Raw genomic sequence first — 25,493 nt, forward strand, 5'->3', positions numbered from 1 at the left:
CTTGTACTCGCCGCCAAAGAGTGGGCGAAGCCAACCCTTTCCAGAGTCTGGCCGAGCTGTCGCGAGCATACCCGCGGTGAGCCAGCCTGCCAGCGATCTCACGCCAGTCGTAGCTCGAACGGATATCGCACTCCGCCTTCGCAGAAGGCGAGTTGGGAGGCGCTCAGCTCAGTGGTTTGGCCGAGGAAGAACGAAGGGCTAGTCAGCGCCGGCTAACTATCGACAAGGCGCGAGGTTCCGAGGTGCATGCCAGTGAGAATGACCGGTAGGTAGGCCATGCCGAGCGTATCGCGGCTGTTTCTGCAGAGACACGGCTGCGAGGGGATCAGCGGAGGCAAGCTAAAGCGTCCACCGGTGGGCGAGGAACGGATGCAGTTCAGTCGGCGCGCTAGTGAGCAGTCTGTTGCGCCGCAGAATCCGCGCGGCGCCCGGAGACGGCGAGTAACAGGGCAGCCCTGGCGCCCATCACAATTGAATCTGATGAACTCAGGAGGGCGGTTCCGCCGTTCCACTGACGCGAGGTATGTGTTCGAGAGGACAACCAAGGAGCCTGTCAAGTTGTGTGTGTAAGTGCGTGGTCCTCGGGGTTTAGAAGTAGCGGCTGATTCGTTCGGGGAATGCGATGGAGAGTTGTTCGAGGGCTTTTCTCCAGTTGGTGACGACTTGTCCTTCGACGAGGCGTCCCTGGGCTCGTCGTTCGGCGGCGGGCGTCCTTGGTCGCGGGCTCGTTTGTCTTCGATGTCGCAGATCGCGAGCCAGAGCAGCTTGATCACGGCCGCGTCGTTCGGGAAGTGGCCGCGGTTCTTCGTGACTTTGCGGAGCTGGATGTTCAGCGACTCGATCGCGTTGGTCGTATAGATCACCCGGCGGACCTCGGGCGGGAACGCGAGGAACGGTGTGAACCGCTCCCACGCGCTCTCGAACACCGCTGCGGCGTGCGGGTTCGCGCGCCCGAGCTCTGAGGTTGCGAACGCGTCCAGCGCGGTCCTGGCGGAGTCCGCGGTCGGCGCTTGAGAGACCGGCTTCAACGCTCCGGTGACGGCCTTGCGCTGCCCGTAGGCGACGAGCCGAATGGCGTTGCGGATCAGGTGCACAACGCAGGTCTGGACTATCGAGTCCGGCCAGGTCGCCTCGATCGCCTGGGGCAACCCGGTCAGTCCGTCGCTGTAGACGATCAGCACATCGCGGACGCCGCGGTTCGCAAGTTCCGCGCAGACCGATGCCCCGAACTTCGCGCCCTCGCTCTGCTGGATCCAGATCCCGAGGACGTGCTTGATCCCGTCCATGTCGACGCCGACCGCGAGGTGCGCGCGGCCTCGTTGCGCACGTGCCCGCCGTCGCGGACCTTTACAGCGAGAGCGTCGAGGTAGATCACTGAATAGAACGCCTTGAACGGCCGGTGCTGCCAGGCGAGAACCTCGCCGCAGATCTTCATCGACGATCTTCTCGCGCGAGAGCTCCGTGCCCACCGTCGCAGCGAGGTGATGCACGATGTCCTGGACCCTCATCCCGCCCGCTCAGAGCGAAACGATCATCTTGTCCAGCTGCGACAAACGCCGGCTGCCCGTCGGGACCAGCCGAGGCGTGAACGTGCCGTTGCGGTCCTTCGGGATCCGCAACACGACGTCGCCGACGTTCGTGGCCACGGTCATCGAAGACGATCCGTTGCCAGAGTTCTCATGGAAAGGCGCCTTCGGGTCGCCGTTCTGGTATTCGACGTGCTCGGTCAGCTCCGCCTGGAGCCCGCGCTCGAGTCCGGACTTGATCAGCTGCTGGATCAGCCCGCCAGCGCCCTCTAACTCGATCTCGCCCGCGTTGACCTTCGCGAACAGGTCATCCATTAGGCCCGACTCGACATGACGCGCAGCGCCCGCCTCCTGAGCCTTCCGCCGCGCTTCACGCGACGCCCTATCGATAGCCAACAGTGTGATTCCTTCCATCAGGAGGCCCGCTCCTCAAAGACACCATGTGACACGCTAGTTGAAAAGGTGCAAACGAGGACCGCGTAAGCTATCCACGCGCCAAGGTCGAGAATCCCGGCGACCCCAACCGGCCCGAGGCGCTTCTTCGATCGCAGGTGCACACTTGTTTAGCCATCCGCGGCAACGAGTGTGCCCATACGTACGCGATGCCGGGTATTAAAGCGTCGCGAAAAGGGGACCTTTTGGTGTCGGTTGAAGCGGTAGCCGTTCCACGCTCGAGAGGGAGGTCCTCTTCTCCATGTTAACAACGGCAGCAAGTAGTCAGACCTCGACCAACTTGCCTGGGAAGTGCAGCTAGCGAAGCTCTCGTTAACCGAGCCGCAAAATAGGAGAGCCGGCGCGGTCTTCGCGCCGGCTCTCCTATCAGCTCGAAGCTGCGTACCTAGCGGCGCAGCAGGAATATCACGGACAAGGCGGATAGCCCGACGACGACAGCCAGCACCCCCCAAATAGAATCCGCAAGCCGCTGTCGCCTCAGACCACAGCGTACCCCGAAGGAGATAACTAATAGGACGGACACGCAGACTTGAATCGTGAGCGCTATTGCATTCAGCTTGATGGTACTAGCAGCATCTCTTGGCTCTGTTCCGTCTAAGCGGAAGCCATTGACCTGACCAATGACAAATAGTACAAATGGCACTATGAACAAGCCGAAGATTCCTGCGATGCTAATAATCAGCGGGTAAGCCCAAGAGCCCGCCCCTTTTCGCGGAAGAATACGAGTGGTCACGGATAGCTCCCGATCAATCTCTCGGTCATTGCTTGAGCGTAGAGATCAGTTCCGTACTTATTGGGGTGAATGCTCTGAGCCGAGGGGTATAGCAAATTCTGCTCATACAGCATTTGCTTGAGATTAACGCCGTCGCCCTTCGTCGAATCCGTGAAGATCAAGCCATTGATGGCAGATTGTCCATATCGCGCGGGTGTACTAGCGTTCTGCCGCTGGTCTTCAACGTCACTACAGAGATTGTGACCACTGAACTTGGTCTGAGCATTTGAATAGATGATCCGATTTGTAGATAGTGCCGAATTGGTTGAGGATACAGCGCTCGAGATGGTCGAATTCAACGTAGTGCTGAAAGCATTCAGCCAGGTCCGCTGAGAAGTTAATACATTGATGCAGGTCGTGCCCTGCTCGAAGAGCATCGGATAACCTTGTACCAATATTTTAGCATTCGGCGCCTTCGCTGCAGTCTCCTTGAAGACTCTTTCAAGTGAAAGGCGTAATTGTGGAATTAGGTCCTGCTGGGCCGCCGGTAGTTTTTTGGTCTCGCCTGGAAGAATTGTGTTTGCGCAGTCCATGTTAGGAATACAGGCTAGAAGAACCTTACTGAAACGTGCGTCATTCCCTCCAATTGTCATCGTCACCAAAGTCGTATTTTCATCGAGGAAACCTCTGTCTAATTGCGAATCCTCACGGAACTTCCCGTAGCGGCCGTCCTGGCCCCAGCCATTGGTTGGCTTAGCGCCAGGGAAACTAGCGGTGAAATATGGAAGGATATTCTCGGTTTCTGCGCCTGAACACGCAATCAGGTGATAGTCCATGTTCGCGGCGAACGCATCAGCGCGCTGGCCAATCGTCTGCGTGCTCGACGGAAGCTTTGCTTTCCTCGACCAAGCTTCCGTAGAGCGATGGCAAGCGTTGCGCTCTCGATTATATTTCAAGTCCACATTGTCGTTAGCCATGTTATAGAAGGTCGTGGCGCCCGGAAGCTCTACGTCACCGTTATTATCGCTCTCTGGATAGTAGCTCTCGCCATGATTTACGGAAGCACCTTCCCCGGAGGAGAAGGAGTCTCCCATAGCGACGACAAAATCGGTCGGCTTCGCCGCAAGTGGCTGAATTGCAATTGCGTCCCAAGCTATGTCGTCGTAACCGTCGCCATCGTGGGTACGGTTTGAAAGGGTTACAGTGGGAGTGCCTGCAAACTTGAATGTGCCAAGCGCAACCCAGGAGTTCGCGTAGGTGCGTTGCCCTACCGACCTAGTCTTGGTGACGCCATTACCTAAACCGACCTGGTATTGAGCCTGCTGCGTTTGAGCACCGTGATCGGGCATATGAACAAGTACTCGACCCCACTGGTTAAGCGACGTGTTCAACGTCCACTTACCGGAGATAGTGAGGGTTGGGTCAACTTCTCCATCGCCTCCGAAGGAACGAGAGTGACTGAAATAGAACTGGCCGTTAAAACCAGCGCCCAGTTGATGAAGATCGACCTTCGACGGATAAGTTCCGTTTGCGGCGGAAGCGAAGGTAAAACCAAAGGAGCCTTGAGTCGTTTGCGGAGTGCATCCATCGCGAAACTCTTTCGTGCCGCTCGGCACGTTATCGATCACGTACACAGTGCCGCTCGGAAGGCCTCTGGACATCGGGTTCCCGGAGTCAGTAGCTGCTTTACTGCAATTGGCCGGAAAGCTATTCGCGAAGGGCTGCTCGCTCATATAGGTCGAATCAAAGCGCAGGAGCTCGTTGCCGCACATTGACGTGCAGTCCCCTTTCCATTCGACCGGCTGGTTGAACCAACACTTTAGATCGTATTGGCCAGCGGAGTTCTTGTGGAGGCAGGGTCCAGACGGATCGGTCGAGACACCGGGTGCATTTGGCTGGACTGACTTCGTCGCATCGCAGTTGTTCGTTGTATTGCAAAAGAGCGTCCTTGGAGGTTTGACTGCTGTCCGGTCTGTCACCGAGGACCACCAGGCCGGACGGAAAGCAGGGACGTACACTAGTTCTCCGTCCGGCTGTACTGACTCCAAGGCTTCAAAAGACCAGGCTGCGAAGCCCATTACCTTCTCGGGATACGGCCAGTTCTGGGGGCTCGCGGCGTGTTCAGGATGATCCTGCAGGAACGGTGTGCGATTCGCGGGATAATTGGGATTGACAGGATTGTTTAACCATCCAACTCCCCACGGCTCGCTTCCAGATCGGGGGTAGAACCCCGAGTTGTACGCCCAGACAGCGAAGAACCAGTTTTCTAGATATGCAGGATCTCCGTTATTGACAGTGAGGTTAGCTGCTTTAGTCTGATTCCACTTTTCGCTAAGAATTTGCAGCCCAGCGGCGACGTTAGCGGCGTAGTCCAACGCGACGGCACGTTGCTTTATAGTTGACATGGCCGGAACACCGTTGCTCTCAGATCCTGCCAAGCGCATGCCATCGGTCACTTGAGATACTCCGTAACCGCAATCGGCCTTGGCGAAGTCAACCGACCAGTTTGAGGGCGTGTCCCGGTCGGTAAGGCCATAGAAGTTTCCAATCAGGGGGTTTCCTGTCACTCCAGGAACTGCATACCGCGACGCTTGCCACAAGTTAGACTCCTGCGCGATGATGCCAAGCATAACCTGAGACGGTACGCGTCCACCCCCAGTAAGAGCCGTGCGAGGAAATAATCCTTGCGGCGTGTAGCTAGTGGTCGAACTAACGTTGAGGTAGCCCGCCGCACGAGACACAGTCAGTTGGCCGAGGACAGCGCGGTTGACGGCCCACTCGACTTGCCTTGGTTTAGGTTGCATCGCCTGCGAACCGGGATCGTTCCGTGCAACGGCACACGTGCGCTCTGTCTCGACCGGGTTGGTCGAGGAGCCAGTCGCAGCCGAAAGCACAGTGTTTGACACGTTCAATTCGGCGGTGTTCGTCATCCGGCTAGAGGTCGGCTCGGCGAGCAGGTCGGACTCAAACACAGATGCGGACGATGCCCCAGGGTCAATCAAAAACTCTAAATTGGCTCCTGAAAGGAGGCTCTTAGCCTCGATAGCCACGGGAGCATCTCCGGCGGTAACGTCGAAACTGCCGTCGGCCGCTTCCGGCTTCGGCGATATAGCCTCGACTGCGAGTTCACTGTTGCTCGAAACCACCGAGCCAACTGTTGCCGTTACCGAGTCGATATTCTCCGGTAGCTGCTCAAGGACCTCCGGCCCCACGAGTGTTGCGGCTTGAGCAATCCTCGGTGAAATGCCAACTTCGCTAATGCCTGAAGAATATATAGTCGACCCAGCCTCGTCGCCGACCAGGGAACGCAGGCGAACGTTCGCCTCATCACCGCTCGGGTCTATGAACGCGATCTGATCGTGCAATGCCGTTAGATCGAATGGCGTTCCGGTGGTCGATTCAATGGTGGTGAGCGCTCCGTCGTCTTCCACGCGAACAAGCGCGCCATCCGCCGCGGCGAAGATACCGCTGTCTGTCGGAATCGCCGAGGTCACCTGAACCGCAGAGACCCGCACGAATGGGTCGGCAGCCGTCGTCATGTCAAAAGTTTGTAGTTTCGTCTCACCGATGTCCGAGAAGCTCGTGAAAACGGCGGAGTTGCCAGAACCACATCCGGGACTGAAATAAGCGATCGAGAAGCCAAGTCCAAGATCGGTCACAGTGCCGCTGTTCAGGTCGACGATGGCACCGAAGGCCCCGCGGTTAAACATTTGCTCGTCATTAGTGAGGGTGCGGGGAGCGTAGACCACGGCGGCTTTTGCCCCGTCCTCGCTGAGGCACGTGTTTCCGATCCAGCGATCCGTCTCAACCCCGGCCACTCGAAGGCTCGCAACTCGTGACCACGCGTAACCGTTTGAGGCGTTTGCCTTATAGATGTTGAAGGCGTAAGCGTCACCAGCCGCGGCGACGACCGTGTCAGCCGATGTCTCCCACTTGCTCCCAAGGAGTTCATCTCGATCATCAGGTGGAACTTCTGAAGAGGACTGCGATAGTTCCGACATTCGATCGCTCGTTGATGCGGCCGAAGTAAGCGACGGAGCTGCTGGTGCAGCGCTCGCCACCGGCGCCAGCCCCGAGAAGCCGAGCACTGCAATCGCTAGGCCTGCGATGCATCGCTCGCGCGCCGCCCATATCGAGATTCCTCGAATGTTACGTTTAGATTTCATTTCTCCCCCAGTAAATTGAACAAATTGTGCGCATTATCTCAGCTGGTTCGGTGTTCGTCAAGTCCGCAGATGTGGGGACAAAGCGGGGTACAGTGCCCTAATTGGCGTTCGGACTCCGTGGTGGTTGGATCGATGTGTCAGATCCGTCGCGTAACTCGCGGCCGAGTGTCCTCGGTGTTCCTGCACTTAGCATTATTTTGCTCGGAACAAGAGCGTGGACTGCCGACTACTGACAAGCGATGGAAGCAATACTTGGAACAGTCATCGGGGTAAGGTGCTTGAGCGACTCAATTGTCGGGTCACGGATGGTATGTTCTCGATTCGCCGCCGCATCGACGAACTACGGCTGTTGTTGATGCTCATCGCTTCAGCTGGTGGAACGAAACCCATCTGAACGCGCTCTGATCAGGGGCGTGTGACTCGTGGACGTCTGTACCTGTCGCAGCACGCAACGCCAGCAAGGGGGTCGTTTGCGGCGTTGGCACCCGTACACATGTACCCCGATTTGTCCCCATTTTGCCCGACAAGACATCTGAGAACAAGTCTAGGAAGCTCTCAGTGTCAGACGATGTCGTGAGTCACCGGGTCCGATGGTCCGACGGCGCTCGAGCACTTCGTCGTTTTGCTCCGTTCGTCTAAGGGCCTGAATCTGGTCCACGTCCCCCGGGAATTGCTCACGCCGGACCTTCGAGGCCAAGGCACCCACCGGCTGCTGGCTCTACGCAGCGCCGAGGTACTGTTTTCACCTGCTCGATCGAGAGGAGCGGTTCTTCAGAAACGGTCAACAGATCGACGTCGACCGTCGTCTCACGGCGTGTGGTCGACGATCGTCACGCAGTTGATGTCGGTCGGCGGGGAACGCGTGCCGACACCGTTCTTCCTTGAACTCTTGCGAGCCTTCCGGCGGCACGCCACTGCCGGCCCTCTCGCGTTGGTCGCTGATCCAACGTAGAACGACGCTGCCCGCACTAGTCGAAGCCGAGGCGGGCAGCGCGCGAATGCGCGATCTGGGCGAGGAATCGGCGGGCGGCTTCGCCTAGCCCTTCGGAGGGTGCGTGTCCTTGCCATACGAGTTCTTCGTCCCGATGCTGTCGTCGAGGTTGCGCACTGTGTGCTCGCCCCCACGATCCTTCGCCGTAACGCGTCCGGGCCACCTACAGCCGAGTCCTGGCGAGCGCTCGAGACGAGTAGACCGACAGGACCGACTCACCTATGGATACCTAGAGCAAACGGTCGAACTGCTTGGTGCCCGTCCAGCGGCTGCGTACCCGCTTACGCAGGCCGGCGCTCGCTCCGACGTAGGCCGGCGCGTACTCGTTTAGCACCATGACGTACACGCCTTCGACGTCGTCCCACTCTTGCAGATCCGTCACCTACGGCATCGACCTCCGGACCCCGAGCATCCGCTTCAGCAAAGCCTTGAACGCGTTCGCAACGATCTCGGCGAAGAACTGTATATTCAGGTCGAAGTTTTGTAATGATCTGCCGCGCTCGCATGAGCGAGTTGTCGTGAAGCCGTTCATTCAAGTTGTGAGATAATCTTTTGCGCGCGCGCATTGGCCAGGTCGGATGGATATTCTTCCGCGGCCTGTCCGTCGGTCAACGATGACCAAACCTGCGATGCGATGGTCTTTGAGTCGGAGTCGAGACTTCGATTTCGTCGAAAATACTTTTCGAGTGAGTCGCCAGACGCAACTGAGTAGACAACCGAAGTCTGGACGGCTGCAGTCGTCAACTCCTCCTCTGTTCCAGTCTGTGGCAATATTGTGGCCAGCTTTGTCGGCACGACTTGCAGCGGATGCTTGGAAATATACTTCTTGATGACGTCTGTGGCGCTCGTATATTTTCCGTAAGTCTCGGTGTTCATTTCAGAGAAGTTGGGAAGCAGGTCCAGGACTGCGTCATCATCAAATCCGAGAATCGTTATGCTGGCACGAGCGGACAGTATTCCCAGCTGTGCTTTGGCTGCAATAATCGGAAGGCTAATGCTAGCCTCCGATTCGGTGCTCTGGACGGTGATGGCTAGACGAATTGCTAGGCCCCATCGCTCGGTTGTCCCGTTGTTGTCAATGTCACAAGACCGACGTATCTCCCTCAAGATCACTTTGCTCTTAAGCTTTGTGTCGATTTCGAACGGGGGTAAACCGATCTTGACCGCAGCTGAGACCGAAATGGAAGTGTCCCACGAGTTCCAATCGCTTAGGACCAGATTTGGTGGCGATTGCTGTGCATTTAGTTCAGACGTGTCAGATAGTATGACCACCATGATTCTCTCCTTTGAGGTGTTAAGGTGGCAGCCACCGGTGGGGGTAGACAGCCAAGGAAGCCGCTGAAGGATTCCGACCTAGGCCCAGGCAGGGTCTCTGTGCTCGTTGTGTTCCATCTCATCCGCTCGCGTCGTCGCCGCGATGCGCTCGAACAGCAACCCGAGCGCCCCGTCGTACTGCTCAGCACGTCTGAGCGTCTGGATCTCGCCGACGTGCTCCGCGACGTGCTTCCTTCGAACCTTCGAGACCCGGGCAACTCTCCGGCGCCGGCGCTCTGCCGCATCGATCTCCCGTCCCATCTGCTCGATCGAGAGGATCGGCTCCTCGGACGCCTCCAACAGATGGCGCTTTGCGACCACCTCGCGCCCGACGCTGGAAGTTGGGGCCGGGCGTTTGTTGAGCCGGGCCGCCGTACCCGTGTCAGCAGGCCACCCGATGTCGGAGGTCGGAGCCACCTTCAGTCCGACACCAGTCCGCTGCGAAAATGCTGGCGGGTTGGTGGCGATAATGGGGAGGCCATGATGCGAGATTCGAACGACTTCGTCGACGTGCTCATCGGCATGCTTTCGCAGATCAGCGGGTTGAGATCGATCCGGCTCGCTTCGGTAGACCGCGCCCCCCGCCTCCAGCGTCGAGTGGAGACGGACTCGTCAACAGATCTCCTGATCGCGCAGGCGCGGGAGATTGCCCTGCACGATGGGGCGCCGTTCTGGCACGCGCTGTTCCGCCTTGGCGGCGAGCTGCCGTCTGGTGTGCCGGCTTCGGTCGTCGCAGCTGCAGCATTCCACCAGGACGTCGTCTCCGAGCCTGACGATCACCTTCAGGTGGCGGAGGGGTTCGCGAACCAGCTGCGCCGACGGCTCGAGCAAGGTGACGAAAAGACCATGGTCATGCTGACCTCGGAGCTCGGCATGTCGGACGGCTCAGTTCGCCACCTCCCGATGCTCGACTTCTCTGTCAAGGAGGTGCGACGAGGTGCAGAGGCGTCCGTCCGCAGGATCATTGAAGAGCTGGGCGAGCCTGGACTGCTGGTCGCGTCCGGGCGTTCGTTCCATTTCTTCGGCGCCCGGGCGCTCACCGAGTCGTCGTTTCGCGAGTTCCTGGCGAGGGCACTGCTGTTCACCCCGCTCACGGACGAACGGTGGATCGCGCACCAGCTCGTGGGGGACATGGCATCGCTTCGCATCTCGATGAGCGACAAGCAACTCACGCCTGTTCCGATCGGCTCCGTTGTTCCAGCGGCAGGCAGGGATCGCCGGTCATGATCTCTCGTACCGAGTTCTTGGTCGGCTACGGTGACGCGGTCCGCCGTGGAACCGCCGCGATGTTCGTCGGCGCAGGCATGTCGGTCGCGTCGGGCCTACCTGACTGGAACCAGTTAATCGCTCCGCTGCGGGCTGAGGCCGACGTTCCAGACGAAATCACCGATGCGCCAATTGCGGCGGAGTACATCCTCGCCGAGCTTGGCGAGCATCGCATGCGGCGCCTTCTGCTCGACGAGCTCACGAGGACCGCAGCCGGGCCGTCCGATGCCGTCCGGGATCTCATGCGTCTCGCCGTCCCGGAATACTGGACGACCAACTACGACACGCTCCTCGAGGAGGCTTGCGAAGACTCGCTGCACCGCGTCGTAGCAGACGAGGACTACGCGGTAGAGCGACCGTTAGGTGTAGCCCGTCGTCTCACGAAGTTGCACGGGAGCCTCGATATTCCCGACGGCAAACCTCGCGAATGGGAGGTGCCGCCGGTCATCGCGCGTTCGGACTACGAGCGGTTCGAGTTCGAGCAGCCTTTGAAATGGTCAATGCTTCGCGCCCAATTCCTTCTCGTCATTTTCGTTCCTGGGCTTCAGCTTCGACGACCCAAATATCAATGCGCTCTTGCGTGTTGTAAGGTCGCTTCCCCCAGGGCTTCGGCGCGCTCCGCATTACTCGGTTATTCGCCGACCGGCCGATGTTGGCCGTCGACGAGTCTTCGACTTGTTCGCCGCCGATCTGCATCGTGCCGGCATCCACGTTCTACCGATCGACGATTTCGGTGAGCTTGACGAGCTAGTCAGGGACATCCTTCTGCACGCACGCGAACCTAATTTGTTCATCGCAGGAAGGGCGGAGACGGATGTGGCACGTTCAGTGTGTGCCGTAGTGGGCGCTCAGTTGAAGTCGATGACGCAGAAGGTCAATCTGTTGTCGCTCGGTGGAAGCGCGGCACTTCGAGTTGCGATGGATTTGAAAAGCACCCTTCTTCCAGGCGAGTATCGTCCGGAACGAATGCGTTTTTACTATCGGCGGAGCGCGGCGGGTGACGGAGTCGAAATTAACGACCGGGTCGGTACGGCAGTATTCACCGACCTCGACCTCGATTCCGTGCGGACCGTCGTCTTCGCTCAGACCAGAGCGCTACTCCTTGTCGGCGATGGGACGAGAGTTCGAGACGAAGTTGCGCTTGCCCGTGCTCAAGGCATACCCGTCGTGCCGATCGCGATGTCCGGACCCGCAGCGCGGGATTTGTGGACGTCGTCTACTCCGGCGGCGCTCGGCCTGGACGCCCCAGATGTGGATGTTCTGTGGGCTCGCCTCAGCAACCCATCGGTTCCGCTCGCCGTCGACGCCGTGATCTACAACACCCTCGTACCCGGTACCGGGACGGCTCCGCCCTGGGTCAGCGCCGTCCTGCACGTGGTGCTCCCCGCGCTCGTCCTCCTCGACTGGATCGTCGTCGCCGACCGCGGGCCGCTGTCCTGGCGCCGGCTGTGGGTGGTCCTGCCCTACCCGATCGTCTGGGTCGTCGTCGTGCTCGTTCGCGGAGCGACCGACGGATGGGTGCCATACGGCTTCCTACTACCCGAGAACGGGGCACTGTCGCTCGTCTTGCACGTCACCGGCCTGACCTGCGCGGTACTCCTCGCCGGCGTGCTCGTCTGGGCACTGAGCCGACGCCGCAGATCGGCCGATTGATGTCCTGCCCTCCGTCGCCGTGGATCACGAAACGTGCTGACTCTCGACGTCGGGAGCGTCAACAGCGCCTTTCGACGGATGAGGGCCTGCCGTCGCATTGAGACCGCTCCGACCGAGCTGAGCGCGCGCTCGCGTGGCAACCTGGCCTCGTTTCGTCCTACGAGAGATCTTTCGCCAAGAAAGGAGGTCGCGGTTTGGTCGACGCTTGGGCGCGAGCATCAAATGTCGGTCCAGGATTACGGTCGACTAGATGGTTCGGCTACGAAGAAAAAGTTTCCGCACCTCGTGCGGGACTGGAAAGCTATGGCGAGCAGACTAGCATGTTCAATGCTAGTCATCTTTTTGGGGGACAATTCGGGGGACAAACGCAACGATCCGGTCACGCTCGAGAGTCTTTTGCTAGGCCTGCGTATCAGAGAGGTGTTACGTTCTGCGAATCACCACTCTGGATGTGGTGAATCGGAAAATGGGGGGTGGCAATGAAGTCGTTCATTGCGAAGAAACGTACTCGCGGTCTGGTTACCGCTGGAATCGCTATCGGGGCGCTGATGGGTACGGTGGCTCTGGTCAGCGGCGGAGTGGCATCCGCAGATTCCGCCGCGCAAGATTATGGAGATGATTCGTTCTCCTCGGTGGCATGGAGTCAGGACCAGTACCGCGTCGTAAGCGCGACTATCGTGAAGACTCATCCTTTGCCGGCTGGGACGGTCTTCCCGGTCATGCATCCAGCGCTTGTCGTTCCGCAGGACGGCGAGAATCATCTTTTTGAGGTAGGGATGGCAGAGCAGGTAGTCGCCCACTTCTGGCACTGTGCGTGGATAAACGAAGCTGTTGCGCGCGAAGCGTCAGGTGATCTAAATGGCGCTCAAGTCGCCGCCACCACCTCTCTCGATTGGCTTCGCCTCCCGAAGGTGAGTGGCCAGAAAGCAGACCGCGCGGACGCCACTCAGTACGCGCGCGATACGGCCGAATCACTTGAAGCGACTCACGCGGAAGATGTTTCGTGGTGGGCTGTGGAGCAGGCGACGACCTGCGGAATCGGGGAGTAGATATGTTTTCGGAGAAGAACAAGCGACGCGCGGGCCTTCTGGTAGTGGCTGCTCTAGGTGGCTCAATTCTTGCGTCATTCGGCGGTGTTTTGCCTGCGCAGGCGCAGACAGACAATATTAACGGAACGCTTCCGACGACAAACTCAGTCGTGCAGTATTGGAACATCCGAACCCCCGGTAGGAATCACCAGGCAACCCAACGCGCTACCGGTGGAACGCTGGGTGGTTCGCTGATCATTGGATTTCGGAATTCCGCGTCCGGTCTGCAGTATGCACGCGCCCAATCGTCCGGTCAGACCGTCAGCTTCAAACTTGATAACGGGAGCGTCACTCTCCCCTCTAGCTCGTTCTATCTGAACGTGAAATCGACGGGTGCGTGCGGCGGAAGTTGCGGCGGAGGATTCCCCTGGTCCGCAGTCCTTGCGTGGAACCTGTAAGCCAAAATTTTAAGGGAGCACAATGAGGGTATCTGCCAAACTGAGCGCGGCTGTAACGTCGATTGCCGTAGTCCTGACTTTGACAGGGTGTGCAGGCGCAACCGGGAGCACGGAGGTAGAGGATTTTGCTACTGAGTCAGGCTCTGAGGAATCCACCGCGAGGGTTGGCCCGTCCGAATCCGAGAAAGGGACCGAAGGAGTTGTATGCGACCTTATTGGTTCCTCATTGAGCGTCGTAACTAACGCAGTTCAACTGTCTGGTACGGAACTTTCCGATCAAATTTCTCGGGCAATGTTGCTAAGCAGCGAGCGGCGGCTAGAACAGGCATCGAGTGCTGCAGGGGCAGGAAACGTCTCTACTGCGCTCAGTAACCTTTCAGATGAGGTCGGAACACTGGGGAGGTCCGAGGGGGCGGTTGCTGATGCAGACAAGTCTGCATACGGCGATGCAATTTCGGGGGTAACGGTTGCATGTAGCGCCGTGGGTTCAGAGATCGCTTTCGATGGTTGGATCGGGGGCTGACAAGCGGTAACACGGGCGGGAGTCGCGACGGAAGTCGAGGCTCCCGCTTTTCCTGTATTCAGTGCAGCTCATCGGCGTGAAGAAAGTGGTCTGCCGTTGCGTCACTATCGAAGAAGCTATTTTTGAACCGCTCCCGATAGCAACTAAAGCGAGCCTTCAACCGCCTCGCTTCAACGAGGGCTATTCTAGCCGCCTTGACGGATAAGGTCTAATGACAGCAGTGATACCTCTTTGCGCTGCTCTCGTGGCTATATAACAAAGCGTTGTAAAGCCCCGTGTTGAGTCGCGAGAATCAGCATTCGTCTAAAGGAATGAGAAACGCTAGCTGGCGAGTAGCATTAGACCTTCAGCCGAGAAGCGAAGAAATGATGCCCGAACGCCGCAGATCGATACGGTCCGCCGGTTACTATTCCTACGTACCTCATGACGCAACATAATTTCGCTAGGTGCTAGTTGGCCGACTTGCATCGTAGCGATATCTCGGCTAAGTAGCTCCCGTAACGTTGTGAGCGTGTGTTTAACCACATCCTGCTCGCTTGCGCTCCCTGAAACATCGACGATTGAGACCGTCGCAACTGTCCCGAAGGCCTGCTTCGTCTTGTAGTGTAGCCCGAGAGAGACTGCAAGATCGGAGAGTGCACCGAGGACCCAGCGTGAGTGGACCATCGCGTTGCGCTCCGCTTATCCTATCTCGCATCTCTGCAGGAACTGTTCTACTCTCCTGACCCCGTCAGTTCCCGAATGTGGTGGCTGGGCAAGACGGTCCTGGAGATACTCAATCTGCCCGTTGACGGCCACTAGCCGTCCCAGTATTTCGAAGAATTCGGGCGGGCTCCGCCCTGGCCACCTATGGCGTACCTTTCAAGAAGCCACTTTTCGTCAGCGTGAACGCAGTGATCGGTGGCTGCTTTTCAAACTGAGACAGAAATCGGGGTCGCCCAGCGGACGAACTCGGAATTCCGCATGACGACGACCTGGCCGCCGACGCTCACGGCCCAGTCGGACAGTTGCAAGTGCATGTCGGTCCCGCTGTTATAGAAGCGCAGCGACCCATTCATGTTGTCAAAGCTCACGCCCGGGCGGTGCCTCTTCACGAGAGCCGCAACTGAACGGGCGCTCGTCGGTTCGGCGTATTGCTCCGCCTCCACGGACTCAATCACTCTAAATAGGGGCACCTTGTCCTCCTTCGCTACTCCTCCCATTATCGTACGCCTAGATTTCTCTGTAAAGGTTCTAATTGGTCAGGCTAAGCGGAACCGAGGCCGACCGTGCCGGCTTTCGCCCCAATATTGAATTCGAAGAGCACTTGGACTTCAGCTTGCAGCGTGAGTTGGTCCAGATGCGTAGAACGTCCTAATGACTACGATTAAGACGCGCTAGTGGCAACGCTTTTAGTCCACCTGTCGGAAACGTGCCGCACGTCCTCAGCTTCGAGGTCTGGGTGGCTAAATTCGCTTTCGGCGAGACCTCGGATGAGACGTTCGATCATCCACGCGTCTATTTTCGGAGTTGCCTTCGGAAGGCCTTTGCAAATCAGGCGAGCAGATTCACCGGCCAAAAGCGCTACACGCAGATCTCGCTTCGTTCGATTTGAGGAGAGCTGCAGAAGAGTGCCGTCGATCACGCTAAGGTGCATATCAAGCAGGTGCTTCGGGGACGCGCTCCAGCCCGCCATCCTAATTCCAAGTCGATAGACCGGCAGCAATTCGGAACGACGCTGAGAATAGCCTTCTTGGAGTCGAAGCTGGAATGGCGGCTGGTTGCTATTGCAGAGCACGAGGTACCTGAGCGTCCAAAGTACGCGGTCACTGTCTCCTAGCACGGCAGATGTGACAAAGCGCGCAAAAGCATTTCGGAGCTCACGGCGACGAATACGGATATCATTTTCGGCTGAAGCGTGCAGCACGTCCCGCTTCAAGTGATAGGCGGACGGCGTTCGAACCAAGTCGCTTGAATCAAACCAACTCAAGAGGGCCGATTCCTGAAGTTGGTCAACTGTGCGCCACTGACTCGTGATCGCGCCCCGTGTCAGCTCGCGCGTGGCGCCCGGCGTACCCTTATATCGAACCGCCCAGATTTTGTTGGCTCGATTCAGTACGTCGGCGATCTCGAGAGAGTCGTGACCACGCAGCGTCTGATGGCAGAGGCTCGCGCGCGCGGCCTCAAGAAGTACCTCGTGGGTCTGGGCAGAGGTCCAGGCCCCTCGGGTTCGTGCGGGCAACGGCGCCTCCGGTCTCGATTCAAAAACGGTGTGCGAAAACCTGTCTCTGACGGTACCCGCGGTGTAGGTTGGCGTCAACGGGCGCGAGGAGGCGCCTCATCAACCATCAAACGGATCTACGAACCACTCTGCGGCCGCCGCTCTGCGCTCGCATCTCGCACTGGGACGGCCGCGATGAGGCGACCGCCTGGTACAACTCCAGCGTCGAGACGAAAGATCATATGATGTCAACAAAGAAGTTGAAAACACGAAGAACGCTCACTGAAGATCAGATCTCCGTCGCATCGCGATTGCCTCGAAGGGCTTCAGTTGTGATCGGGATCGTCGCCGCAGGAGCGTCGACCCTCGGGTTGATCGCCATGATGGTGCGGTTCGCGATCGTCGGCGTCACCGACCTAGCGGAGTGTGGGCCCCTCATAGGTGTGGGTACGGGGTACGGGGTCAGCTATGCCTTCATGCGCCTGTCACACCTCTCGCTTACCGAGAAGATGACCGAAACTCTATCCTTTGGCAAGGCAGGTGCCAGTCTCGAGGCGGTCGCAGAAGTTCGGGCACCTCAGCCGACGTCGATGCCGTCGCTCTCCGAAGTTCAGGGACTTGTCTCAGCGAAAACTGGCCCTATCAAGATTTCGGTCGACGCCAGCTAGCCGCCTTATAAACCCAACGGTTGAAGGAGCATCCGTGCCAGCTTCGCTAGTTCGGCAAGGTCGTGTGCTGCATAACCGTCAGATTGGTGAAAGTGAGCAAAGTAGTATCGCAACTCTGCCTCGTAGGTACTTCGCCACAGCCGAACTGCCTCTAGTTCGTCAGGATCCTGAGCGAAGCGAGTCGCGTCGATCCCGGATGCGGCCAGCATTTCCGGGTCGACACCGCCGGCGACCTCCTCGAGGGCAATCAGCTGAGCCGTGAGACGCTCGACATCGGCGGTCAACCTGCCCCGCAGTGCGACTTGATCTTCCAGATCGGGCACGCGCTCAACTCCAGCCATGCGTAGGACGAAACGAGCTAAATCTAGCGCACGTCGTCGTACGCTGACTTTCTCGGGCGGCGATCTCTCGCCTTCTGGTCGGTTTCCAGGGTCGTGCATGTGTTTCCAATTATGTATGTTTGCTGAGAATATGCAAGGTCCTAGTTCGGTGCTTGCACCAGTGGCCAGGGCGCAACAGTGCTCGGTTTCGGGTTTTACCGAGACGGTTTGCCTTCCACCAGATCGACCAGGAGGGCCGTGGACCACGCGGATCGCTGAGCGCGCAACCGTCCAGCTCACAATGCGCACCAGGACCCCACCGCTCGCGTAGCGCTGCATCCTGTGTCTTCGGCATTTCTACCGGCCAGGGAGTGACGATCCGGGTCTGGCCAGCGATCCTGCGCAGCACGATCTGCTGCCCGCACTAGTCGCACTTGCCGCGAGTCTTCGGAACCACGTCGAGTACGGAGCCGTAGCTGGACAGGCCACGGGTATCAGCGCTCGGCGTTGCGTCGCACAGCTCTCGAACCTTGGTGAGCCGGTCCGTCAGCTTCGGGTGGATCGCCCTCGCGGGACTCTCCTGCCCCGTGAAGAACCGCTCAACGACCGTGATCTCCTCCGCGTAGCGCTTCTGCTTGCGGAGCGTCGTGGCCCCTACTCGGTGTATACCGGCGCCGGACCGTTCCCTTCGATCTCTTCCGCTCGCTCGGTGGTCGCGATGCACTCGAAGATCAGCTCGAGCGCCGCCCCGTACTGCTCCGTACGTCGGAGTGTCTGGACCTCTTTGACGCGTTCAGTGAAGTGCTTCCCGTGAACCTTCGAGACCCGGAGCACCTTCCGCCGCTTGCGCTCCGCCGCCGCGATCTTCCGTCTCATCTCCTCGATCGAGAGGAGCGGCTCCTCGGACGCGACGGACAAATCGATCTCGGCCGCCGTCTCACGCCCAGCGGTCGACGTCGTCGTCACGCGGATCGTGGGTGGGGTCGCGGGTGGGGGGAGCGGGTGACGGCTCAGTGGAGGCGAGCTCGGGGCGAGCCGGCCTCGTGCTCTTTGGTTTGTCCCCGCCGCCGAAGGTTTGTCCCCGCCGCCGAAGAGTGAGAGGAACCAACCCATGCACGCGTCTCGCTTGATCCGTCGCGAACCTACCCGCGTCAACGCGCTCGTCGGCCGTCGTGCATGTGTCGCTGATCCAAGGCAGAACGGCGCTGCCCGCCCCAGCCGAAGCCGAGGCGCGCAGCGCGCGGTTTAGTGATCCGGCCGCGGAAGAGGCGGGCCGCTGCGACGAGCCCCCGGGCGTGTGTGAACCGTTGCTTGAGTGCCTCATCTTTATCGCGGCGGTCGTAAGAGGGACTCTCGGATGGAAGCCGAAGGTATACGTAGTCTGCCGCTGCATCGAAGGAACGTACGGCAGGGGAGCGTGGTCTACGGTGACGACATGCACCAATCCCCTGATCCGCCGTCAACAGGGGAGTGGGCGGTCCTACTGCGCAAGCCTGCACGTCCGGTGGCTTCGCTTGATCGGATGTCTATTCCCGACCAGCCAGGTGTGTATCTGTGGCGCCACAACAGCGCCGCAGTGTACGTCGGTACTGCATCCAGCCTCCGCGCGAGGCTATGGGGCAAGCACCTCGGAGCAGGCCGCAGCCTGGCCGGATCGTCGCTGCGCCGCAACGTGGGCGAGCTGCTGCTCGGCGTGCCGCCTGCGGTGACCAGTAGCCCAAACCGCGTGAAGGTGACCAGGCCGCAAGCTGAGGCGATTCGCTCCTGGCTTCTGAGCTGTGACTTGGCGTGGCAAGCCTGCGAGACCGCGGCGCAGGCCAGGCTGCTCGAAACGCGGCTGCGCGACGCGTACCTACCGCTACTCAACCGTATCTGACAGGGACCTCAAGATTGTCTAAGACGCCTAGGAACAAAGATCACCAAATTCCTGAACCGACGCAGGAGGATCTTGAGCGCATCACGCTGCTTCTTCGAAAGATTGGCGGCGCCAATGTGGTCTGGGGAGCACAACAGACGTTCGACGTATGGGCCATCGAACAGCGGGCGCGGCTCGATCAGAAAATGTCTACGCGGCTCGCCGCTACATCTTGGGCACTCGTTGGCGCAACGATCGGCCTTGTGGTCTGCACCGCTGGACTCATCTGGGCGACTCTCGCCGCATGACTCTATTTGATCCGGCTATGAATGCAGATCGTCGACCCGCACCGCCGGGTCTCGACGCAGACGTGGCAATGTAGGGAACCATTCCTGTAACCCACTGGCGCCATTAACCTTTTGTCTCACGGCCTCGACCGCTAAACGGGCCACACGGGCGCGGACAATTGGTCGACCTTAGTCGCTGTGCCACGCAACGCTGGGAGTTATGCACCACGGTCTTGGTCTGTGCTGCTAAGTGACTGACGATGTCCTCCTAGCTACCACTCGATATGGATCTCGAGGGCGGGCGTACAATCGGCAACGGCATCTACCGGAGTGCTGATCGCCGTACTTCGTAGCTCGATGTCACAATGTAGACCCTCTGCCCAAGGATACGGGCGGTTTGCACCGTCGCGTGCCCCTATCGGCGAGAGCTATCACTCGTCACGCTCCGCCGGCATCAGTACAACGACACGCTTTTCCTGTTGAGCTGAGGCGGCGGTAGACGGCCGTCGTACCGTTTCGCTGGTCGACGGAGTCTTTCATGTATGCTCATGCTGTGTCAGTAACTGCCCTGCACAGCGCGCTCGGGCTTCCAGCAGGACCAATCACCGAGAGTCTCATCGACGCTGCGGTCGCGCGTGCTGTGAAAGAGAGCAACCAGCTCGATTGGAAATCGAAGCTCCCAGATTTGAAGGGCCTCAGCCGCTCGGAGTTTCCGAAAGACGTCGCTGCTATGGCGAACAGCGGTGGGGGGCTGATCATTTACGGTATCCGCGAGAGCCAAAAAGCTGCATTTGAGAGGTGTGGCACCGACGGTCTTGACGAAGCGGGAGAAAGAGCACTCCGTCAGGCTGCCGTCGTCGCTATCAATCCGCCACTATTCGGACTGTCGATTCATCAATTCGGCGCGCCTCATAACCGAGTCGTTGTCGTCGAAGTCAGTGCTAGCGCAGACGTACCACATTTGATCTATAAAAACGACTTCTTCGGCGCTCCAGTAAGGAACGATGCCGACACCGTCTGGATGAAGGAGCGAGAGATTGAGGCCCAATACCGCACTCGCATTGCGGGCAAGGTCGACTCTGTTAACGCCCTCAACGGCTTGTTCGAGGAGGCGAAGCAGGGTCATGTCGAGGACGAACGCTTCTGGTTTGTCGGCGTAGCGCGTCCTCGTGCGGCGAGCTCAGTGAATCGGTTGTCGAAAAAGGACGCCCAGACGATCCTGCTTCTCGCGCGCGAGTTTTCATTGTCGCTCGCCAAGCATGACGACGAGCATCCGCTTGTTCATGTCGACATTGTCGATATTAGACCAGGCCTTCGCCGTTGGGTTGCGCCCTCAAGACCGGCAAGAAATGGCCGATTGCCGAGACGTGAGTCATGGATCTCACTATGCGACGATGGTTCCGTCACACTATTATCCGCAGTAAGCAACACAAGCGGTAATTTGTCTAGAGCTCTAACTCGTTCCTATGTCGAGGCTCGAACAGCAGAATGTGCAGTCAGTGATCTTTTTTCGATCGTCCGATCGACTGGCCAATCGCAGTTACTTTCTGAATTTGATTTGCAAGTCGGCTTCCACTGGACTGGTGATGAGCCACTGATAATTACGAGTCGAGACATAAGGGGGCGACCCGCAAATGAATCCTCAACTCCTCTTCGCCTCTATTCACCCGTAAATGCTGCTGCCGATATTGCGAACGACGAGCATGCCTACGTTGAGCAGATCGGGAAAGTCGCCCTAGACTGTATTAATCAAGGCGGGGTTGGGCGTCTGGACGCGCTGAGGAAAGCCGTCCCGTAGAACTGGTTGATCCGCGTTAACTGAACTCCTTCGCGCGAGCTAAGTCCGCGCCGTGCTCAAAGTGAGCTAGCGCAGGTACACATTCTTCAGGCATTTGAATACCATCCTCGGCCCAGCTCTTTGCGTCGTAGTATTAGGCCCGACCTCACTAAAGACTCAATCTCCCAGCGCAATTCATGCTTCCATTTTAGGCGGCCCGAATCGGATTCGACTTCATCGTCGGTCAAATCTGGCCTGAGTTCACTCACGTTGTCATATATCGCTCGTAATTGGAGCGCCTGACTCGAAGAATCCCGCAGGGCGTGAAGCGCCAGTTCTCTGAATACCTGTCGTCTAGTCATGCTTCATCATAGGTCGGATTAAGCACCAGAGAGAGCAAAACCGCGTCCGGTGGCGAAGCTCGTACCAACGGTGTTGCTAGCCCTACCGAAGCTAGGGCGCACCGCGTAGGAAGCTGTGCGAGGCCGAGGTCATCGTCTGCCCCGCCACGCGGTAGCGACGGACCGTAGGCGCTCCATCGATGAGGTGAGCAACCGCGACGCAGCGTTCTCAGGACGGCTCCGCTGCGATGGCGTAGTCGCGCCGATGCGGGTCGGCGGAAGTGTTGAACGCTGATCCGCGTGCAGCATCGCGGAGGCTAAGCTGTCAGGATGACGGCAACGGAGCAAGTATCGCATTCGCACGAAGTTGTTGGAGTCCGTCCATACGCGCGGTTGCTGACCATGCTAGGCGAACAGCTGATCAAGAATGACAAAATTGCTCTAGTGGAGTTGCTCAAGAACTGCTACGACGCGGACGCCACGGGCGTCGACGTCGACTTCAATGAAGTCGAGCAAGGGGCAAACTCGCCTAGCGCGTTGATTGCTATCACCGACAACGGTGACGGCATGGACTATGACACGATAACGCGGCACTGGTTGAATCCCGCAACGCCTACCAAGAGACTGCGAAAGCTGGAACGGGGACTGACATCTGGCGGAAGGGTCATGCAGGGGGAGAAGGGCATCGGTCGATTTGCGATCTTCAAGCTCGGAAGTCGTGCTCAAATTGTCACTAGAGCTCGCGGGGCTGCCGAAGAAATTGCACTGACCTATGACCTCATGTTCCTGGATGAGAATGTAAGCGGCAGGACCGAATCGGCTCCTGTGTTCCTTGATGAAATCAGCGTCCAGCTCACTCGGCGCACGCCAGCTCTCTTTCTGGATGGTGGTACCTATGGACCCCACGGCACTAGGATCGAAATTACGGCTCTTCGCTCAGCGTGGAATGACTCGACAATCGAGGGGGCATATAAGGAGGTCGCTCGTCTTCGCCCGCTCGTTCGCAATACCCAAGTCAGCCAGGCGTTGTCTACTGAATCTGTTCTACCGTTCTCAATTCGCTTTCGAACGAATGGTGAGGAACGGGATTTCGGGCAACGAGCCGATGCTCAGCTCGAACGTCTGTTCAATGACAACGCAGTCTTGAAGGTCGATGGAACATATTCTGCAACGTCGCAAGAGTTCCTTATATCGGTCAACGGCGTCGAGACCATTCTTTCCCTTCGCCACCCTGAGGTGTCAGGTCTACGAGTTTTCAAGAAACTCTTCCCGACTGAAGAAGAGCTGGTTTCAATCGGCGCCTCGCCGGGATCCTTTGACTTTTCCTTCTTCGTATTTGACCTTACGCCAAATGCGTTTGTGCAATACAAGCTAAACGCCGATGACAAACGTGTCGTCAAAGAGCACCGAATTTATCTGTATCGCGATGGTGTCAGAGTTCTGCCCTACGGCGATCCGGATGACGATTGGCTTCGGCTTGACACGATCCGAGGTACTCAAGGCGCCGACCTTGAACTGAGCAATGATCAGACCGTAGGATTTGTCTACATCACTCAATCGGCGAATCCCGGGCTAAGGGATAAGACGAATCGCGAAGGACTTCTTGAAGATGGGCGTACCTCAGGCGACCTAATTTCCCTTCTGCAGGTCATCCTCTCGTGGGTCCGTTCATATCCGTTTTCTCGCTACCGTGCGAGTCTCGCGGATCGAACTGCCTCAATTGACTATCAGAAGGCCAAAGTGCCGCGTATGTTCTCGGAGGTTGCGTCGAGCGGCCACGTTAGCGCGGAGGGCGCTGCGCAGCTTCGTGTCCTCGAACGCGCTTACTTGAAGGAACGGGAGTATCTTACTAAGCTAGTGGAGACGACCGAAGATCTGGCCGGTGTGGGATTGTCTGTCGAAGCGGCATCCCACGACCTCTTGGCTGCGCTATCGCAAGGCGTAAAATATTCTCGGGACTTGCAAAGCTGGCTATCGAGCGCACCGTGCGCTGATGATGGTGTTCGGGCTAAGGCAGAATCTCTGGTCGAGTCTCTGTTGTTCGTCGGTTCGCGGATGCAAGACATCCAGGGCCTCTTTGTCTCGATAAGGCAACGACGACGAGTCATAGCTGTTGCGGATGTCGTTCGACGTGTAACGCTCATATATCGAACCCTGCTGGAACGATCATCGATTAACGTAAGGGTGGTCGAACGCGGCAGTCTTAGCGTATTTGCGACCGATGCCGCATTGCTTCAGCTCCTATTGAATCTATTCGACAACGCCGTCTATTGGCTGCAAACCGCCAAGACTCCTAGCCCGCAAATTCTCATTGTTCTGGACGCGGGCGGTGGACGATTGGTGTTCTCGGACAATGGGCCAGGTATTTCTGACGAAGATGCGCCCTATGTCTTCGAGCCGTTCTACTCGGGAAAGGGCGAGGCAGGGAAAGGCCTCGGACTGTACATCGCGCGGCAGGTCGGCCTTCGGACCGGGTTTGAGGTAGAAGTTGCTTCGTCTGGGGGGTCTGATGCATTGACTGGTGCCGTCTTTGAAGTGACGTTTGATTTAGAGGAACTTGAGGGGAAGCAGAAATGACAGGCGCGCACGCAAAGTTCATTGGCCCAGCTCTTATCGTAGATGACACCTACGATTCAGATGACTCGACCATCGCCGAGATCGTATCGCAAATTCAGGCCGCCGGATTTCCGCTGATCGGGTATCGCACTTTGCCGTCCTTAGACGAGGTTCCGCATTGGCGGGGATTCTCGATGATCATCTTCGATTGGGATCTGAAGCCGATCGTCGCTACGGATGACAGTCTACCGGAGTTCATTGAAGAGGGTGTCCGCATTCCTGGGACTCTCGATGAAGATCGGTTCGCAGATTTGATCCGGGTTCTGCAAAGCATTCTTGAGAACCTGTACTGCCCCGTGTATATCCTCAGCACCGAAGATCCGTCCGATATCTGGCAGAAGTTGATTTCAGACCTTTCTCTAAGCGAAGATCGACTGAGGACGCGGATCATGGTGCGTCGGAAGTCCGAGGTTGCTGGGAAACTCTTTAGTGAACTGGATATGTGGGCTCGCAGCCATCCCGCTGTATACGCGCTTCGAAATTGGAATGAGGCATACGAGGCCGCGAAAATCTCAACATTCGGGGAGTTTGAGGGATCGTCGGTCGACTGGTCATCAGTCTTGTGGGCAGCGTCTTCTCTAGACGGCGTCAATCAGAGCCACGAACTGGCCGAAGTGCTTTCGAGAAACATCCTTCATCGATTCAAGGCCATAACTTTTGACGCGTCGGTGGTCGCGAGCAGTGCTGCGAGTGGGGGTGGCGGAGCGTCTGCGTCCAGTGTACGTCGGGTCATACATAGAGCCTCCGTCGTCCCCAATGATTCGCTCCATGAAGACGTTCTGATGCCCGGCGATTTCTTTAGAGTCAATGCAAACACCGTTTATCTGAATGTCACCCCTGCATGTGACCTCGTGCCTCGCAAGGGTCAGCACGTCGACGCCGTGAGGATCGTGACCATCACGGGTAAAAGAGTCAAGAATACGGAGCTGCGGAACAACTTCGAGAACTATCGCAGGAATGACAGCGCCACTTCGCATGTGATCCATGTTCTGAAGGACGATGCAACTCCTTATCGGTTTAGCTTTGGAAGCTGGGGCATCAGCGCTTGGGGGGATCTCAAGGAAACGCGGGAGGGCCGCTTGATTGATCCTCATATTACGCAGATCCTGCAAAAGTTTGGTTCTTACTTTCTTCGGCAGGGCGTTCCGAGGCTTCCGGAGGTGTTTTACGCCGAAGCGCCTCCCGCGCAGCCGCCACTGGAGTCCACGACCGAGGTGTCGGATGGAGCTTCATCCGACCGGGCGTGATCGCGAACTCGCGAGGAAGCTGTTAAGCTGGCCGAGTCTGTGCCCGCTCGTCGGATCAACATTGGAGGCCGAGACTGTGGTCGCTCGTACCA

General features: G+C 58.2%; 15 protein-coding genes and 1 pseudogene. 9 read left to right on the forward strand and 7 right to left on the reverse strand.

Features of this window, described 5'->3' with window-relative positions; translation table 11 throughout:
• Positions 1-588: 588 nt before the first annotated feature.
• The 5 genes and pseudogenes from C5B95_RS07310 to C5B95_RS07320 all read right to left on the reverse strand — a co-directional run bounded on the left by C5B95_RS07310 (position 589) and on the right by C5B95_RS07320 (position 9,483).
• A pseudogene (locus C5B95_RS07310) lies at positions 589-1,841 on the reverse strand (IS256 family transposase).
• Positions 1,842-2,708: 867 nt separating this feature from the next.
• Entirely contained in the window at positions 2,709-6,857 is a 4,149-nt protein-coding gene (locus C5B95_RS07315) for a hypothetical protein (protein WP_104348859.1), read from the reverse strand.
• A 1,220-nt stretch (positions 6,858-8,077) separates the two neighbouring features.
• The gene (locus C5B95_RS17425) at positions 8,078-8,230 is read right to left on the reverse strand and encodes a hypothetical protein (protein ID WP_181068023.1); all 153 of its coding nucleotides are present in this window, start codon (positions 8,228-8,230) and stop codon (positions 8,078-8,080) included.
• Between the two features lie 146 nt (positions 8,231-8,376).
• Complete coding sequence (locus tag C5B95_RS17125; protein WP_146076525.1) at positions 8,377-9,123, reverse strand: hypothetical protein; 747 nt, start codon at positions 9,121-9,123, stop codon at positions 8,377-8,379.
• 78 nt (positions 9,124-9,201) lie between these two features.
• Positions 9,202-9,483, reverse strand: a complete 282-nt coding sequence (locus C5B95_RS07320) for a hypothetical protein (RefSeq protein ID WP_146076526.1) — start codon at positions 9,481-9,483, stop codon at positions 9,202-9,204.
• A gap of 159 nt (positions 9,484-9,642) precedes the next feature.
• Here C5B95_RS07320 and C5B95_RS07325 point away from each other — a divergent pair, with 159 nt between their 5' ends.
• From C5B95_RS07325 to C5B95_RS07345, 5 genes are all read left to right on the forward strand, one after another.
• Entirely contained in the window at positions 9,643-10,389 is a 747-nt protein-coding gene (locus C5B95_RS07325) for a hypothetical protein (RefSeq protein WP_104348833.1), read from the forward strand.
• A complete protein-coding gene (locus C5B95_RS07330; RefSeq protein WP_104348834.1) occupies positions 10,386-11,165 on the forward strand; it encodes an SIR2 family protein in 780 nt (259 codons plus the stop codon). Before C5B95_RS07325 ends, C5B95_RS07330 begins: the two co-directional genes overlap by 4 nt.
• A complete protein-coding gene (locus tag C5B95_RS17835; RefSeq protein WP_146076527.1) occupies positions 11,104-12,081 on the forward strand; it encodes a Pr6Pr family membrane protein in 978 nt (325 codons plus the stop codon). The genes C5B95_RS07330 and C5B95_RS17835 overlap by 62 nt, the downstream gene beginning before the upstream one ends.
• Positions 12,082-12,560: 479 nt before the next feature.
• Entirely contained in the window at positions 12,561-13,130 is a 570-nt protein-coding gene (locus tag C5B95_RS17135; protein WP_146076528.1) for a hypothetical protein, read from the forward strand.
• A gap of 3,405 nt (positions 13,131-16,535) precedes the next feature.
• Positions 16,536-16,958 carry a hypothetical protein gene (locus tag C5B95_RS07345; RefSeq protein ID WP_146076529.1) on the forward strand — a complete coding sequence of 141 codons (423 nt, stop codon included), beginning with the start codon at positions 16,536-16,538 and terminating at the stop codon, positions 16,956-16,958.
• Between the two features lie 5 nt (positions 16,959-16,963).
• On the opposite strand, the gene C5B95_RS07350 is transcribed toward C5B95_RS07345, so the two are convergent.
• Positions 16,964-17,281: a hypothetical protein gene (locus tag C5B95_RS07350; RefSeq protein ID WP_104348838.1), complete on the reverse strand. Its 318-nt coding sequence runs from the start codon at positions 17,279-17,281 to the stop codon at positions 16,964-16,966.
• Between the two features lie 651 nt (positions 17,282-17,932).
• The gene (locus tag C5B95_RS07355; RefSeq protein WP_104348839.1) at positions 17,933-18,244 is read right to left on the reverse strand and encodes a hypothetical protein; all 312 of its coding nucleotides are present in this window, start codon (positions 18,242-18,244) and stop codon (positions 17,933-17,935) included.
• A 469-nt stretch (positions 18,245-18,713) separates the two neighbouring features.
• Between C5B95_RS07355 and C5B95_RS17140 the strand changes: the two genes are divergently transcribed.
• From C5B95_RS17140 to C5B95_RS17145, 4 genes are all read left to right on the forward strand, one after another.
• Positions 18,714-19,154, forward strand: a complete 441-nt coding sequence (locus tag C5B95_RS17140) for a GIY-YIG nuclease family protein (RefSeq protein WP_374954254.1) — start codon at positions 18,714-18,716, stop codon at positions 19,152-19,154.
• Positions 19,155-19,973: 819 nt separating this feature from the next.
• Positions 19,974-21,218 carry a helix-turn-helix domain-containing protein gene (locus tag C5B95_RS07360; RefSeq protein WP_181068024.1) on the forward strand — a complete coding sequence of 415 codons (1,245 nt, stop codon included), beginning with the start codon at positions 19,974-19,976 and terminating at the stop codon, positions 21,216-21,218.
• Between the two features lie 650 nt (positions 21,219-21,868).
• On the forward strand, positions 21,869-24,115 hold the full coding sequence (locus tag C5B95_RS07365; protein WP_104348841.1) for an ATP-binding protein: 2,247 nt from the start codon (positions 21,869-21,871) through the stop codon (positions 24,113-24,115).
• Positions 24,112-25,401: a hypothetical protein gene (locus C5B95_RS17145; RefSeq protein ID WP_146076531.1), complete on the forward strand. Its 1,290-nt coding sequence runs from the start codon at positions 24,112-24,114 to the stop codon at positions 25,399-25,401. Before C5B95_RS07365 ends, C5B95_RS17145 begins: the two co-directional genes overlap by 4 nt.
• Positions 25,402-25,493 lie beyond the last annotated feature (92 nt).

Origin of the sequence: Rathayibacter sp. AY1A7, assembly GCF_002930845.1 — a bacterium.
GTDB lineage: Bacteria > Actinomycetota > Actinomycetes > Actinomycetales > Microbacteriaceae > Rathayibacter.

Excerpts from the sequence above, each read along its gene's own strand:
- C5B95_RS07315 (WP_104348859.1), bottom strand. The coding sequence starts at position 6,857 with ATGAAATCTAAACGTAACATTCGAGGAATCTCGATATGGGCGGCGCGC.
- C5B95_RS17125 (WP_146076525.1), bottom strand. The coding sequence starts at position 9,123 with ATGGTGGTCATACTATCTGACACGTCTGAACTAAATGCACAGCAATCG.
- C5B95_RS07325 (WP_104348833.1), top strand. The coding sequence starts at position 9,643 with ATGATGCGAGATTCGAACGACTTCGTCGACGTGCTCATCGGCATGCTT.
- C5B95_RS07330 (WP_104348834.1), top strand. The coding sequence starts at position 10,386 with ATGATCTCTCGTACCGAGTTCTTGGTCGGCTACGGTGACGCGGTCCGC.
- C5B95_RS17135 (WP_146076528.1), top strand. The coding sequence starts at position 12,561 with ATGAAGTCGTTCATTGCGAAGAAACGTACTCGCGGTCTGGTTACCGCT.
- C5B95_RS07345 (WP_146076529.1), top strand. The coding sequence starts at position 16,536 with ATGTCAACAAAGAAGTTGAAAACACGAAGAACGCTCACTGAAGATCAG.
- C5B95_RS17140 (WP_374954254.1), top strand. The coding sequence starts at position 18,714 with ATGCACCAATCCCCTGATCCGCCGTCAACAGGGGAGTGGGCGGTCCTA.
- C5B95_RS07365 (WP_104348841.1), top strand. The coding sequence starts at position 21,869 with ATGACGGCAACGGAGCAAGTATCGCATTCGCACGAAGTTGTTGGAGTC.
- C5B95_RS17145 (WP_146076531.1), top strand. The coding sequence starts at position 24,112 with ATGACAGGCGCGCACGCAAAGTTCATTGGCCCAGCTCTTATCGTAGAT.